Genomic DNA, 14,568 nt, shown 5'->3' on the forward strand with positions numbered 1-14,568 from the left:
AAGAAGGCGAGAGATATGGCGATCATTGACTATACCCGCGCGGCGCTGGACGCGGCGGGCAGCACGCTGGCCGAAGCGGGCCCCGTCTATATGATCAACCTGGTGCGCTATCGGGACCAGGCCACCTATGAGGCCACGTTTGAAGCGGCCTCCGACTTGCCGCCCTGCTCGGGCAAGGAGGCCTATTTCCAGCGGTATGCCCCCGCCTTCCAAGCGATTGCGCGGGGCGAGGACTATTCGGTTTTCTGGGTCGGCAATGTCCGGGGAGTGCTGGTGGGCGTCGCTGGCGAAGCCTGGGACGATATCGTCATCGTCCGTTATGCGAACTTCGCCACGCTGCGCCGGATTCTTGAGAACCCGGCCTACGCGGAGCAGGCCGCACCACACCGGCACGCGGCGCTCGCGGACTGGAAATTCATGGTCACCACTCAGCCCGAGCTGCCACGGTGAACAGACTTCCGCCCCCGCCCGCGCCCAACGGAGCACCGGAAGGACGCCCCTGAGGCCCTGTCAGCCTGCCGCCGTTCCGGCATCCGCGGCGATGGTGGTGATCAGATGGCCATGCGGATCGACCTCCGTCACGCAATCCGGCCCCACCGCGAAAGTCGACTCCCGCTCCTCAAACAGGGCGGCGCCGACGATGCGCATGCCCGGCGCCAGGGCGTAGCGGTCGTAGATCGCCGTGTCGACCAGGCCGAAATCCGGGAAATCGACCCGCCGGCGGCCGCGCAGCGGCTCCGCCCCCTCCTCCCGCGTCCGCGTCAGGCTGATCGGCTGAATGGGCAGCGAGGCGGAGAGGCGCCATCCGACCACCTCGACCGGCATGCCCTGGGCCGCCCGGCCGAACCGGGCGCGATAGGCCGCGCCGAAGGCTTCGTGGAGAGCCCCACCGTCACCGGCGGCGATCGCCTCCGCCGGGATGCCGACCGACACCTCGAAGCCCTGGCCGACATAGCGCATGTCGGCATAGAGCCTGGTCTGCATCGGCACGGTGGCGGCACTGGCCGCGTCCAGCAGACGCCGGGCCTGATCCGCCATGTCGGCGATCAGTCCCCGCACATGGGGCCAGTCCAGCCGAGCCACCGGCGACACGTACCCGCGCACGAAGTCGACCGTGGGCGGCGCCACCAGGAAGCCGAAGGCCGAGATGACTCCCGCGCCCGGCGGCACGATCAGCTGTCTGACCTTCAGCAGCTTGGCCAAGCCGTAGGCATGGACCGGGCCGGCGCCGCCGAAGGCGATCATGGTGTAGTCACGCGGATCTTTGCCGTTCTCGGCGAGGTGCATGCGGGTGGCCCCCGCCATGCTTTCGTTGACGACGGCCTGGATGCCGCGCGCGGCCCCGGATGCGTCGATACCCAGCGGCCGGCCCAGCCGGCTTTCCATCGCGTCGCCGGCCGCCGTGTCGCGCAGGCCCATCTCTCCCCCCAGGAAATAGGCGGGATCAAGATACCCCAGCATCAGGTCGGCGTCGGTTACCGTCGGCTCCGTGCCGCCGCGTCCATAGCAGACCGGGCCGGGCACGGAGCCGGCGCTGCGCGGCCCCACCTTGAGCAGGCCCAGGGTGTCCAGCCCCGCGATGGAGCCGCCGCCGGCGCCAATCTCGATCATGTCGACGACCGTGACCTTCAGCGGCAGCCCCGACCCCTGCTTGAAACGGTGCAGGCGGCCCGCCTCGAAGTCATGCTTGATGTGGGGGGCGTAATCCTCCACCAGGCACATCTTGGCCGTGGTCCCGCCCATGTCGAAAGAGATCACCCGCCGCTGTCCCGTCTCGCGGGCGATGTGCGCAGCCGCCATGGCGCCGGCGGCCGGGCCGGACTCGATGAGGCGCACCGGGAAGTTCTTGGCGTCCTCTATGGTGGTGATGCCGCCGCTGGACAGCATGATATACAGCTCGCCCGCGAAGCCCAGAGCGCGCAAATCATCGACCAGCCGATCCAGATAGCCGTGCACGCGGGGCTGGACATAGGCGTTGACGCAGGTGGTGTTGGTCCGTTCGTACTCGCGGATCTCCGGCGCGACCTCGGCGGACAGGGAGACCAGCAAGTCGGGATAGAGCCCCCGCACCACCTGACGTGCCGCCAGCTCGTGCGCCGGATTGCGGTAGGAATGCAGGAAGGCGATGGCCAGGGCCTCGATGCCCTCTTCCTCCACCAGGTGGCGGAGGGCGTCGCGCACCGCCTGCTCGTCCAGCGGCATGAACTCGCCACCATCGGCCTTCAACCGCCCCGGGATGTCCAGGCGCAGGTGACGCGGCACCAGGACGGGCACGGGTTCCAGCGCCAGATCGTCCACGTCGTACCGGATCTCCCGCCCCATCTCCAGGATGTCGCGGAAGCCCGCCGAGGCCAGCAGGCCGATCTTGGCGCCGGTCCGTTCCAGCACGGTGTTGGTGATCAGGGTCGTCCCGTGAACGATGCTGTGGATTTGATCGATGGTCGAGTTGGTCTCCGCCAGCAGGCGGACGATGCCCTCGACGATGGCCCGGCCCGGCTGGTCGGGGGTGGTCAGGCGCTTGCCGGTGGCGCTGAGGTCGCGGGCCTCGTCATGCAGGACAAAGTCGGTGAACGTGCCGCCGATGTCGACGCCGATGCGGATGGTCTTCTGCTTCATCACTTCAGTCCAAGGGCCAGAGCTTGCGTGGGGTAGTCGCGGCGTACGGCGTCGGTGGTCACCACGCCCCGCTTCAGATCGGTTTCGACGGCCGCGACCGGCCGGTCGGCCGGCGGTCCATAGCCACCGCCCCCGGGGAAGGACAGCGTCACGCTTTCGCCCGGCTGGATGAGGGAGCGTGACTTCATGGGCACGGTGCGCCCATCCCGATGGGCGGCCAGCGCGGGCGCCCCGGGGCCGCCCCCCATGATGCCCAGCGCCGGATGGCGCTCACGATCCCCCAGCAGCACCATCTGGATGGGTGCCGCGGCGGCGTTCAGGATTTCGCAGTCCTGGCCCAGGCCGCCGCGCTGGCGGCCCGCCCCGCCGGAGTCCGGCCGAAACGCCTTGCGCAGGAACAGCAGCGGCGACACCGTCTCCATCGCCTCGACGCTGCCCGCACCGGAATTGGTGGGGAAGGCGGTGGTGGACAGACCATCCCGCTCCGCCGAGGCGCCCATGCCGGCGCTGGCGAACAACAGCTGGCCGAAGCGCCCCCCGTCGGCGGTGCGCCCGCTGAAATGTGCGCGCAAGGCCGGCGCCCCGCCGCTGTCGGCCACCACCCGTTCCGGCATCAGCGGCGACAGCGCCTGGAACAGGGCGCAAGACAGCAGGTGCCCCGTCAGGTGGCGCGCCATGACCGGCGCCGGTGCGGTGGGATTCAGGATGGTCCCGGCCGGCGCCGTCACCCGGATGGGGCGGTAGGAGCCCTCATTGCGCCGCGTGAACGGGTCCAGCAGGCACTTCAACGGATAGATGGTGTAGGCGCGGGTATAGTTGAGCGTCGAATTGATCGCGTACGCCACCTGGGGGGAGGAACCGCCGTAGTCGACGGTGATGTCGTCGCCGGCGATGGTCACGGCGCAGGCGATGCGCGTCGGCTGGTCCCCCACGCCATCGGCCTCGATGGCGCCGCGATAGACGCCATCGGGCAAGCCGGCGATGGCGGCGCGCATCGCCCGCTCCGCCAGGCCGGTCACGGCGCGGCCCAGCCGTTTGAAATCAGGCTCGCCCGTGTCCTCCAGGAACTCCACCGCCCGGCGCCGGCACACCTCGTTCGCGTTGACCTGCGCCTCGATGTCGCCGAACACGATGTCCTTGAGGCGGATGTTGGCCAGCAGCAGCTGCACCAGGTCGTCATTCAGCTCCCCCGCGCGATAAAGCCGGACCGGGGGGATCAGCACACCTTCCTCGATCAGCTCGGTCGGACCCTCCTTGAAGGTGCCGCCAATATCGGGCGCATGGGCGGCGGAACCGGAGAAGCCGACCAGCACGCCGTGGTGGAAGATGGGGGCGACCACGACGATGTCCGGCAGATGGCCCGTACCGATCCAGGGATCGTTGGTCATGACCACGTCGCCCTGGCGCCACGTCGATGCCGGGAAGCGGTCCAGCATGGCGCGGGTGGCACGCCCGACCAGGGCGGCGAAAGCCGGGATCCCCAGGGTGCACTCGCCGATGGTCTCGCCGCCCGCGTCCATGAGCACGGTGACGTAGTCGTTTGATTCACGGATGACGGTGGAGAAGGAGGTGCGCAGCAGCGTCGCCGCGGCCTCATCGGCGATGGCGATCAGCCGGCTCCACCAGATTTCCAGGGTAATGGGGTTGATCTCGCTGTCGATCATGCTGGGTCCTTCACACGGGAAAGGGTGGGCTGGTCGGATGCAGGCTGTGCCGCCGCGCCATCCGCCGCCACCAAGGACAGGGTCGAACGATAGGATCGCCGGCCGGCGGCGAGGATGAACGCCGCCGCGGCGAAGCCGCCGGGGGCCACGATGGCGATGGACCGGCCGATCATCATCGGGTTATGGAAGACGTGATCGTTCAGCACGCCGACCAGCAGGGGCCCGAAGGTCGCCGCCAGCAGGTTGGAACTGGCGATGTAGCAGGCCGACGCGATGGCCCGCATGCGGTTGGGCACCAGTTCGGCCAGGCAGGCCTGGACCAGGCCGAAGTTGAAACCGACCACGAACTGGATGGAGCCGATGGCGACCAGAGCCACGGCCTGGTCGGTGACCGCCATGACCAGGCTGGCGACCGCGCAGAAGGCCGCCGAGCCGGTACCGACGATCAGCTTGCCGTCCTTCCGGCCCGCCCGGGTCAGGGCGTCGGCCAGCATGGCGCCGACGATGGCGCCGAGCGGGCTCAGCACCAGGGTCATGCCCCCCAGCTTCTGGCCCGTGGGCCCCAGCGCCCAGCCGTGGACGCGGACAAAAAAGGTGGGCGCCCAGGACGCCAGGGTCGAGGCCGCCATGCTGGTGGTAGCGAAGCCGCCGACCGTGGTCAGCAGGGCCGCCTTCTTACGGGCGAATTCCGCCAGCACTTGGCGCAGGCTGGCGGTGGCCTCTGACCGCCGGCCGTCGTCCGTCAGGCGTGCCGGTTCCCGCACCGACAGCAGCAGCGGCACCATCAGGATCCCGGTGGCACCCAGGATGATGAAGACCATCCGCCACGGCTCCGTCTGGCCGGCACCGTCGCGGCCGAAATATTTCAGCAGCGTGCCGCCAAGGCCGAGCGCCAGCCCGCTGCCGAAGAAGACCCCCATGGAATAGATGCTGAGCGCCCGCGTCCGCGCACCCGGCGAGAAGTAATCGGCGATCAGGGACACGGCGGCCGGCGCCAGGGCCGCCTCGCCGATGGCGACGCAAATCCGCGCGCCGAACAGTTGCGGCATATTTTGCGCCAGGCCGCACGCCGCCGTGGCGGCGCACCAGACGACCAGCCCCACCAGCGTCAGGTTACGGCGGTGCCGTGTATCCGCAACACGCGCCAGGGGAAAGCCGAACAGCGTGTAGAAGACGGCGAAGGCCGCGCCCTGCAACAGACCAAGCTGAGTGTCGTTGAGGTCAAAGCTCTTCTGGATCGGGCCGACCAGAAGCTGCAACAGAGCCCGATCCATGTAACTGAAGGTGAAACATAGGCACATCACAACGGCGACATACCAGGAATACGCGGTGTCCCGGCGATGCAGGGCGGCCTGCCTGCCCATTTGCGTCCTCCCGATTTTATTATTGTATGCTTGAGTGAAATACGGGTACCGCGAGGGCGTCAGGCAAGCTCGACCGACAGCAGGCGGGCGAACTGCTGACCGCCATGCATGTCGCGCTCATGCCGCCAGCCTTGGGGGTGCGGCCGGGGGTAGGAGATCTTGATCATGCGCAGCGCGTCCACCGGCACACGCTTCACGCCGCCCGGGTCCGTGCCGAACAGGCGGGCGAACAGGTCGGGCCCCAGCTCGGGCGCGTCCCGATAGCGCGCGAAACTGTCGTCGTCGGTGAAAAAGAAATCCACGGTGATCCAGAAAGGACCGGCGTTCTTCGACCGGACATGCCGGCACACTTCAGCGATCTTAGGCATTCGGCGTCTCCAGATGCTCAACGGTGCCGGTCGATGACACGTCCACCCATTCCGTCCTGACCAGTTCGAACCCGTCCTCGGTCTCGACGACATGGTTGAGCAGGAATTCATAGACACGCCCGCGCGGGATCTCGGCCGGCGTGAAGGGGAAGGCGTAGCTGGGCAGTTCCATGTCGAAGCGTATCGGCATGTGGAAGAAATAGGGGTTGCAGGATCGCGCCATACGGTCGGCCAGATCCTGGGTGCGCGCCGTCACCACAAACAGCACGCCCACGTCGCGCGGTGGCGGGGTATCGGCGGGCACGGGCTGGCCGGACGTACCGTTCCAGCCGTACAGGCGTAACGAGACCTCGAAATTGCCCGCCTCATCGCCGAAGGTGGCGGTGATGCGATCCACCAGCGTCTTGTGCATGCGGTCGTGGAATTCATCGAGGTTGGCCAGGACTTCCGGATCCTCAATGCCGATCAGCATGATGGTCTGGTAGTCGCCGCCACGGGCCCCCTCCAGCTTCATGGTGTAGGGCATGGGCCGCCAGATAGAGCCGACGACCCGGGTGATGCGCGGCTCGACCTGGGTGTAGACCGCCTCCTTGGCATCCAGGATGCCGCCCGGTTCCACCAGTAGGAAGGGATCGCTGTTCTCATACAGCAGGTGGGCCGAGACGCTTTCGGGCGTGCAGCGGTTGCCGAGATCCAAGGGTTCCATGTCGAAGTGGTCGGTCCCGACATGCATCAGCACGCCGCCCCGCCGCAGGTTGGTCGTGCACTGCCCACCGCATTCGGCAATCTTGGCGGCGTGCCAGGTCTGGGCCACGCCGGCGCCCCGCATCAGGGGCACGGCCGACAGCACGGCGGTGTCGGTGGTCCTGCCGCCCAGCACCAGGTTGGCGCCGCGCTGGACGGCATCCATGTAGGGCTCGGGCCCCATCAGGGCCACGATGTGGTCGCAGGCGTCGAACAGCTCATCGGTGGCCTGGCCCAGCGGCGCCAGCGGCCGGATCTTCCCCTGCGCCAGCTTGCGCTTCAGCACCGCCGCCGGCTGTTCGCTATACAGGCAGGCGATGCGCAGGCCTATGCCCAGTTCCCGCGCCACCTCGATGGCAATGTCGCGGGTCCAGTCCACGCTGGCGTCCGCGCCGCAGGTGCCGCAGGTGCCCACCAGCACCGGAATGCCGGCCTCATCGGCCATCTGCAGAAGGACCAGGAGATCCTGCTTGATCGACTCCCTGTTCATCTTGGAGACGCCGCGCGCCAGGTAGGAGGGCCCGCTGTCCGTCGAACCGGCGTCAATGGCGATGGCATGGGCGCCCTGGGCCAGGCCATAGGCGATGTGTTCCCGTTTCACTCCCGCGCCGAGCATTCCGCTCGGCACGATGACCTTGGTCACCGTCCGTTCCAACTCCGACATTTCCTCGTGTCCCGTCCGTTTATTCTTAGCAAGATGCATAACAAACTTGACCGACGCTACGGAGTAAGGGATAAGTCGTCAATCTTGATTATAAAAGTTTAGAAATGGTCGACGACGACTACATATCGGCTGAAGAGGCCGCGGCGCTGCTGGGTGTCACCATCGACACCTTCTATGTCTATGTGACGCGCAAGAATTTGCGGTCCACGGGCATTCCCAATTCGCGCAAGCGCCGCTATTGGCGCGCCGATGTGGAACAGCTGCGCGGCCGCGGCCGCAAGCCACCGGCCAGCCCGACGGACCTGGACGCCGAAAGCTCCATCACCCTGCTGACTGAGGACAATCTGTTCTACCGGGGGCAGAGCGTCCGGGAGCTGGTGAACCGCCCCACCTTCGAAAGCGTGGCCGCCCTGTTGTGGGACGTGGACGCCGACGCGGTGTTCGGCGAGTCGCTGCCGGCGTTTCCCGATACGGTCAAGGCGGTGCGCCGCGCACTGGCGGATGAATCGCCCCTGGATCAGGCCATCGCCCTTTTCCCTTTGATCGAAAAGGTGAATCCGCGCTCGCAGGATTTCTCGCCGGCCGGCATGGCCCGGACGGGCGGCGACGTGCTGCGCGCCTTCACGGCGCTGATCGCCGGGCATGACCGCCCCGACCGCAGGGCCATTCATGTGAGCATCGCCGAGGCCTTCGGCCTCACCGACCGCCAGTCGGCGCTGTTGCGGCGCGTCATGATCCTGGCCGCCGACCATGGGCTGGAGCCTGCGACCTTCGCCGTGCGGGCGATCGCCAGCACCGGTGTCTCTCCCTGGCGGGCGGTGTCCACCGGCCTGACCATCGCCATCGGCCGCAAGACACGCCCGGTCCAGTTCGCCGCCATCGGCCGGCTGGTCAAGGAAATCGTTGAAACGGAACGGCCTTTCGAGCCCATCACCCGCCGTGTCCAGGAAGGCGACGCCATCGCGGGTTTCCTGCCCGCCACCAGCGGCCGCGACGTGCGCGCCACCGTCCTGCTGGACCTGCTGGACGCCGACTATGCGCGCGATGCCGACTTCCAGCGGTTGATGGCGGCCATCGGCGCGGCGCGGGACATCGGCGGCTATGAGCCGAGCTTCGCCCTGCTGGGCGGATTCGCCGGACTGAAGCTCGGCTTACGCTCGCGCGAGGCCACCTTTTTCCTGGCCCGCGCCGCCGGCTGGATCGCCCACGCCATCGAGCAGAGCCTGGGCGGTGAGCGCGAGCGCCACGAACCGCACTATCGCGGGCCCCTACCCGGCCTGTGAATGGGACCGCCCGTCCGCGACCACGCAGTCGGCGGGCGGATCGCCGCCATCCAGCACGGCCACGACCGACCGTGCGGCGATCATGTTGGTGCGGTCCAGCCCTTCGCGCGACGAGGCGGCGGCATGCGGCGTCGCCACCACGTCGTCGCGCGCCAGCAGGGCGGCGGTGACCTCGCGGTAATCCTGATCGCTTTCGCTGACGAAGACGTCCAGCCCGGCGCCGGCCAGACGCCCGGCCTCCAGCGCGGCAAGCAGGGCGCGATCGTCCACCAGGCCGCCGCGCGCGGCATTGACCAGGATGGCACCCGGCTTCATCGCCGCCAACGCCGCCCCGTCGATCATGAAGCGTGTCGCGGGCGTCAGCGGCGCATGTACGGACACATAGTCACTGCGCCGCAGCAGTTCCGGTAGCGAAACGAACTCCACACCCTCGGGGGCATCCGGGGGAACAGGCCCCGGTGTGCAGACCAGCACCGTAGCGTCGAAGCCGCTCAGGCGCCTGATCACGCTGCGCCCGATGCGGCCGTATCCGATGATGCCGACGGTCTTGCGGTACAGGTCCGTGCTGATCTGGATGGCCCATTTGCCCGCGGCCATGTCCGCCTGGGACCGCCGGAACCGGCGCCCAACAGCCAGCATCAGACCGATGGTATGGTCGGCCACGGCGGCATCGTTGCCACCGGCGGCGATAGTGACTACCCGGCCCAGCTCCCGCGCCGCGGCCAAATCGACCCGCTCATATCCCACCCCCCGGCGGGACACCACCGCCAGATCCGGCAGGGCCGCCAGCAGCGAGCGGGTGACGCGCGCATGCCCGACGATCCAGCCGGCCGCCCCGGCCAGGCAGGCCCGCAATTCGTCTTCCGTCAAATCGGCATCGGCCCGACCCGGCGGCAGGGCCAACACCTCAGCCTCACAGCCTTGGTCGCGCAGATAATCCAGCGATGCCTGATCGAAAAACTTCTGACTGATAAGGACTCGACGGTTTCCTGCCATGACACCCTCCCGCGCCGCCGCGACGCGCCGTTCATTGACCGATAGGTTCGTTGATTGATGGGCGACGAACATGAGGGGGCACCTCTCGATCTGTCAAGATCAAGGCGCCATCACAGACAGACTACTTAACTATATCAATCAAGATTGACAATATTCAGCCTTGGCTTAGCGTAGCTGGACCATTTTCAGGTTCTGTTAAGCGGCTTAAGCCGCGGGCACCCAACCCGCTGGCGATGTTCCCATCATGGCTGACAAACAAAAACCCGCCGCACGAACGGTCGGGCTCAGGGAGGGTGTAAATTGAAAAAAGGAAGCTATCGTCTTCGTTGTGGCATTGGCGCCGCCGCGTTGGTGCTGGGCCCGGTCTGGGCCGCCGCCGCGCAGGAGGCGGGGCCGGACGTCGGCCAGTTGGATGAAATCATCGTCACCGCGCAAAAGCGGGCGCAGTCGGCCGACAGCGTCGGCATGTCCATCACCACGCTGAGCGGTGCCGATCTGCAGCGGCAGGGGGTCGACAGCGTCGGCGACCTGGCGCGCGTCGATCCCAGCTTCGTCGTTTCCCAAACCAACTACAGCTCGCCGGTCTACAGCATCCGCGGCGTCAGCTATAATGATTTCTCCATCGCCGCGACGCCCACCGTCAGCGTCTATACCGACGAAGTGCCCTACGCCTATCCGGCGCTGTCCAAGGGGGCGACGTTCGACCTGGAGCGGGTGGAGGTGCTGAAGGGACCGCAAGGCACGTTATACGGCCAGAACGCGACCGGTGGCGCCGTCAACTACATCGCCGCCAAGCCCACCAACCAGTTCGAGGCCGGGTTGGACGGCACCTTGGGCCGCTTCGCCGCCGCCGGGCTGGACGGCTTTGTCAGCGGCCCGATCAGCGACACCCTGGCCGGCCGCTTCGCCTTCAGCATCCGCGAGGGCGGTGACTGGCAGCAGAGCAATACGCGCGACGACACCTTGGGCCAGCAGAACAGCGTGAAGCTGCGCGCCCTGCTGGACTGGAACCCCACGGACGCGCTGCAGGTCCAAGCCAACTTCAACGGCTTCATCGACCGGTCCGACCTGCCTGCCGCCAACCTGGTCAAGATCGTGCTGCAGCGGCAGTCCTCGGCCGCCCTGGTCCCGAACACGACCAAGGCCAAACCCGGCCCGGATGATCCGGAGGCGGCGGACTGGCTGGCCGGGACCACGCCCCGGGTGGACGAGTCCACCGAGCAGGCCTCGCTGCGCGCCGACTACGCGCTGCCCCACGGCATGACCCTCACCTATCTCGGCTCCTTCCAGCACTTCACCCAGAACGACCTGAACGAGCCGCAGGGCGCCAACTATCATTTCAGCCAGCTGCAGAGCGGCATCGTCAACGCCACGTCGCAGGAACTGCGCTTGAGCGGCAAGGAGTTCGACGACCGCCTGAACTGGTTGGTGGGCGCCGACTACGCCAAGGCCTACACGCGCGAAACCCAGTTGTACGATCTCGCCGGCTCCTCCTCCTCCTTCGCGCTGACCAACGTGCCGCTGCTGATCGGCAAGCCGGCCATTCCGCCCTTCAGCGGCAACCGCAGCGATTCCGATGACGATTCGATCAGCCGCGCGGCGTTCGGCAACGTCGAATACCACCCGCTGGAAGAGTTGGGCATCACCGCCGGCGCCCGGTACACGACCACGGCCATCAGCCATGGCGGGTGCACGCGCGACACCGACGGCAACACCGCCGCCGGCGCAACGGTGATCGAGACCATCCTGAAGCACGGAGTCGGCGTCGTCCCAGCGGTGCGCGGCGGCTGCACGACGCTGGACGCCAGCTCCACGCCGGCCTACATCAACCAGCGGCTGAGCGAGGACAATGTCTCCTGGCGGGTCGGCCTCAACTGGACCCCGGTGGAACGGACCCTGATCTACGGCACGGTCAGCCGCGGCTTCAAGGCCGGCAGCTTCCCGACACTATCCGCTTCCTCCTATCTGCAATTGCGGCCGGTCACCCAGGAGGAGTTGCTGGCCTATGAACTGGGGGTGAAGACCCGCCTGCTGAACAACCGCCTGGAAATCGACGGTGCCTTGTTCCACTACGACTACACCAACAAGCAGCTGGAGGCTCGCAGCCTGGATCCGAATGGCGTGTTCGGGCTGCTGAGCGTCCTGGTCAACGTGCCCAAGTCGAAGGAAGACGGAGCCGAGCTCAGCCTGCGCGCCAAGCCCCTGGACAATCTGACCGTCACCGCCAAGACGACGTATCTGCATTCCTGGGTCGAGAGCGATTATTTCGGCTACAATGCCTTCACCACCACGCCGGTGAATTTCAAAGGCCAAGCCTTCCCCAATACACCCCGATGGTCTTTCCTGGTGGATGCCCAGTATGACTGGAGCGTCAGCAGCGCCTACACCGCCTTCGTCGGCGCCAGCGCCCGCTATCAGACCAAGACACAAGGGCTGTTCGGCACCCAGAGCGCCATCAGCCAGGGCTATCCCTCAACCTACAACGCCGACTACGGCGTCATCGACCTGCGGGCTGGCCTATCGTCCGTCAGCGGCACCTGGCGCTTCGAGGGTTTCGTCCGGAATCTGACCAACACCTTCTACGCCATCCAGACCACCCGCGTGGGCGATTCCGTCGTCCGCTTCCAGGGTCAGCCGACGACCTATGGGGTCACGGTCTCCTACCGGTACTGAAGCCATCGGGGGCGGGTCCATGGTCAGCTCGCTCGGCCATCGCCATCATGATGTGGCGTTGTCTGCCCTGGCGGCCCGCCCCGTCCTACCCACCACCGTGCTGGTGATGCATGATTTAGTCCGACTCTGGACGCGGGCCCGCCTGGCGGATCACCGCCAGCGCCGCCGCCGGCCAGGCACGATCGGGCAGCAGGTGGTCGTCTTCCACCCGCATGCCGATCTCCGCCCGCCAGCGGCCGCCGACACGGGACGAATTGTGCCAATTGCCGTTGGCGGCGTTGTCGGCGGTGACGCCCCAGGCGAAGTTCTTGCCCACGGTATTGGCGTTCAGCCAATAGCCGTCGGTCTCCACCACATTGCCCTTCACCCGCAGGTGCTTGCTGCCCTCGTCCAGGTAGATGCCGATGCGGTCGGCGATGTCGAAGACGTGGTTGTCGCGGATGACCGTGCCGGGGTTGGCCGACAGGTTGTAGATGGCGCCGCCGTCGAAGAACCATTTCTTCACACCATGGATGCGGTTGCCCGCCACCGTCATGTTCCGCAGCACGGTGGGCTGGTCGAACACGGGGTTGTGCAGATAGCCCTTCTGGGTTTCCCGGTAGTTCCGGTTGCCGCCCACGTCGTTGTAGCCCCAGCCCCAGCCGATGGCGATGCCGTCGTAATTGGCGTCGGAGATGTCGTTGTGCAGAATGTCGGCCCTGTCGATGTAGGTCGCCAGTACCGCCGCGTTGTCCTTGTAATCGCGGGCCACGTCGGTGATGACGTTGTCGGCGATGGTCAGGTTGCGGTTGACCTGGCGCGGATCGGCGGGGTGGTGCGATTCCACCCTAACGCCGCCGGCCATGATGGCCCCGCCGGCGATGACGGCGAAGCGGTTGCCCAGCACCTTCACCCCGTCCGTCCCCAGGCCCACGCCGGTCAGGTGGGCGTTGGTGTCGTTGCCTATGCCCAGCGCCACCTGCCCCAGCTGGCTGAAGGTATTGCCTGTGAAGGTGATGTCGCGCGCGGCCGAGACCTGCACGGCGCCGGGGATCTGGTCCCACTTCTGGCGCATGCTCTCGAATTCCGGGCACCCCCAGCCGCAGGTGGCGTAGGCGTCCGCCGGCCGCAAGGGGGAAACCTCCTTGAGGTAGGCGCCGCTCTGCTGATTGGCGTAGCCGGTGTCCCGCGACGGCCCCATCCAACTGGTATGGGAAAAGCGCAGTCCCTGGAAGGTCAGGTTGCGGATGGGATGGTCATAGCTGCCGCCGATGGCGACCAGCACCTCCAGCCGGGGCAGAATGATCGTCATGGCGGTGATGTCGGCGTCGGGCCGGGGCTTCACGTACAGCTTGCCGGCGGCGGGATCGATGTACCACTGGTTCTGGTTCATGTGCCACTCGCCGCGCTTTCCGAAGAATTCCGGCGCATTCACCAGGAACAGCCGCGCCTGGTCAGGCATGAAGGGCTTGTTCAGCGTGTCATAGCCCCAGCTGTTGTTGTCCCAGGCCGGCTGCTTCAGCGTGACCTGCATGCCGTCGATCCGCTCCACCGGGGAATAGCGATCGGTGAAGATGCCCGTGGCCTCCACCTCCAGCCGCTGCGGCGCCTTGACGGCGGCGATGGAGGCCAGCGCCGGGTTTTTCAGGATGAAGCCGTGGGCGGTGAACTCCACATCATGGTGGGTGATCTCAATGGCTGGCCGATCGGCGGCTGTGCCGTCGATCCACAGCTGGCGGCTATCCAGGCCCTTGGGCACGTCGGCGACGTAAATGTCGTTCTCTGCGTCCGCCAGCGTCCAGCCGGTGACGCGCATGCCGCCCGAAATCAGGGCCTTAGCCCCTGCCGCCGCCTTCCACACCACGTGGTAGTCCCCCTGCCCGCCGTCGGCGGCGGCGAAGACCAGCGGCTTGTCCAGCGCGTACGTGCCGGCCGCCAGTTCCACCGTGACGTCACGGTCGCGATTGGCCGCGCGCACCGCCGCCTGGGCGCGGACCAGGGTGCGGAAGGGCCGTGCCATCGTTCCGGGTGCGGAATCATCGCCGCCAGGCGCCACGTGAAAGGTCACGGACTCTGCCGCCGCGGCCACGCCGGGCAACAGCAGCAGCACACCCGCCAGCAGCAGGCGGGTCCAGGGCGGCGGGGTGATCATAAGCAAACGCTCCCTAATGTTTATATCCCGCCCAATACCGGCCGCCCCACTACAGGCCGCCCCAG

The 14,568-nt window shown here is 67.2% G+C and carries 10 protein-coding genes; 3 read left to right on the forward strand and 7 right to left on the reverse strand.

Going from position 1 to position 14,568, the window contains the following annotated elements; genetic code table 11:
* The first annotated feature begins 15 nt into the window (after window positions 1-15).
* Window positions 16-450 carry a DUF1330 domain-containing protein gene (locus P5F91_RS20315; protein WP_277908107.1) on the forward strand — a complete coding sequence of 145 codons (435 nt, stop codon included), beginning with the start codon at window positions 16-18 and terminating at the stop codon, window positions 448-450.
* A 60-nt stretch (window positions 451-510) separates the two neighbouring features.
* On the opposite strand, the gene P5F91_RS20320 is transcribed toward P5F91_RS20315, so the two are convergent.
* Genes P5F91_RS20320 through P5F91_RS20340 form a run of 5 tightly spaced genes read right to left on the reverse strand, consistent with a single transcriptional unit; the run spans window position 511 to window position 7,420 of the window.
* On the reverse strand, window positions 511-2,616 hold the full coding sequence (locus P5F91_RS20320) for a hydantoinase/oxoprolinase family protein (protein WP_145612043.1): 2,106 nt from the start codon (window positions 2,614-2,616) through the stop codon (window positions 511-513).
* A complete protein-coding gene (locus P5F91_RS20325; protein ID WP_277908108.1) occupies window positions 2,616-4,280 on the reverse strand; it encodes a hydantoinase B/oxoprolinase family protein in 1,665 nt (554 codons plus the stop codon). The genes P5F91_RS20320 and P5F91_RS20325 overlap by 1 nt, the downstream gene beginning before the upstream one ends.
* Window positions 4,277-5,644, reverse strand: a complete 1,368-nt coding sequence (locus tag P5F91_RS20330; protein WP_277908109.1) for a spinster family MFS transporter — start codon at window positions 5,642-5,644, stop codon at window positions 4,277-4,279. The genes P5F91_RS20325 and P5F91_RS20330 overlap by 4 nt, the downstream gene beginning before the upstream one ends.
* Window positions 5,645-5,703: 59 nt before the next feature.
* The gene (locus P5F91_RS20335; RefSeq protein WP_145612049.1) at window positions 5,704-6,012 is read right to left on the reverse strand and encodes a DUF4387 domain-containing protein; all 309 of its coding nucleotides are present in this window, start codon (window positions 6,010-6,012) and stop codon (window positions 5,704-5,706) included.
* The gene (locus P5F91_RS20340) at window positions 6,005-7,420 is read right to left on the reverse strand and encodes an acyclic terpene utilization AtuA family protein (protein ID WP_246134478.1); all 1,416 of its coding nucleotides are present in this window, start codon (window positions 7,418-7,420) and stop codon (window positions 6,005-6,007) included. Before P5F91_RS20340 ends, P5F91_RS20335 begins: the two co-directional genes overlap by 8 nt.
* Before the next feature lie 104 nt (window positions 7,421-7,524).
* Between P5F91_RS20340 and P5F91_RS20345 the strand changes: the two genes are divergently transcribed.
* Complete coding sequence (locus P5F91_RS20345; protein ID WP_277908110.1) at window positions 7,525-8,703, forward strand: citrate synthase; 1,179 nt, start codon at window positions 7,525-7,527, stop codon at window positions 8,701-8,703.
* Here the strand turns inward: P5F91_RS20345 and P5F91_RS20350 are convergent.
* Window positions 8,689-9,699, reverse strand: a complete 1,011-nt coding sequence (locus P5F91_RS20350; protein ID WP_145612055.1) for a phosphoglycerate dehydrogenase — start codon at window positions 9,697-9,699, stop codon at window positions 8,689-8,691. The genes P5F91_RS20345 and P5F91_RS20350 overlap by 15 nt on opposite strands.
* A 300-nt stretch (window positions 9,700-9,999) precedes the next feature.
* On the opposite strand from P5F91_RS20350, the gene P5F91_RS20355 reads away from it, so the two are divergent.
* Complete coding sequence (locus P5F91_RS20355) at window positions 10,000-12,372, forward strand: TonB-dependent receptor (RefSeq protein WP_145612056.1); 2,373 nt, start codon at window positions 10,000-10,002, stop codon at window positions 12,370-12,372.
* 115 nt (window positions 12,373-12,487) lie between these two features.
* On the opposite strand, the gene P5F91_RS20360 is transcribed toward P5F91_RS20355, so the two are convergent.
* Complete coding sequence (locus P5F91_RS20360; RefSeq protein WP_277908111.1) at window positions 12,488-14,503, reverse strand: right-handed parallel beta-helix repeat-containing protein; 2,016 nt, start codon at window positions 14,501-14,503, stop codon at window positions 12,488-12,490.
* Window positions 14,504-14,568: the final 65 nt, after the last annotated feature.

Origin of the sequence: Nitrospirillum amazonense (assembly GCF_029594735.1) — a bacterium.
Taxonomy (GTDB): Bacteria; Pseudomonadota; Alphaproteobacteria; order Azospirillales; family Azospirillaceae; genus Nitrospirillum; species Nitrospirillum amazonense.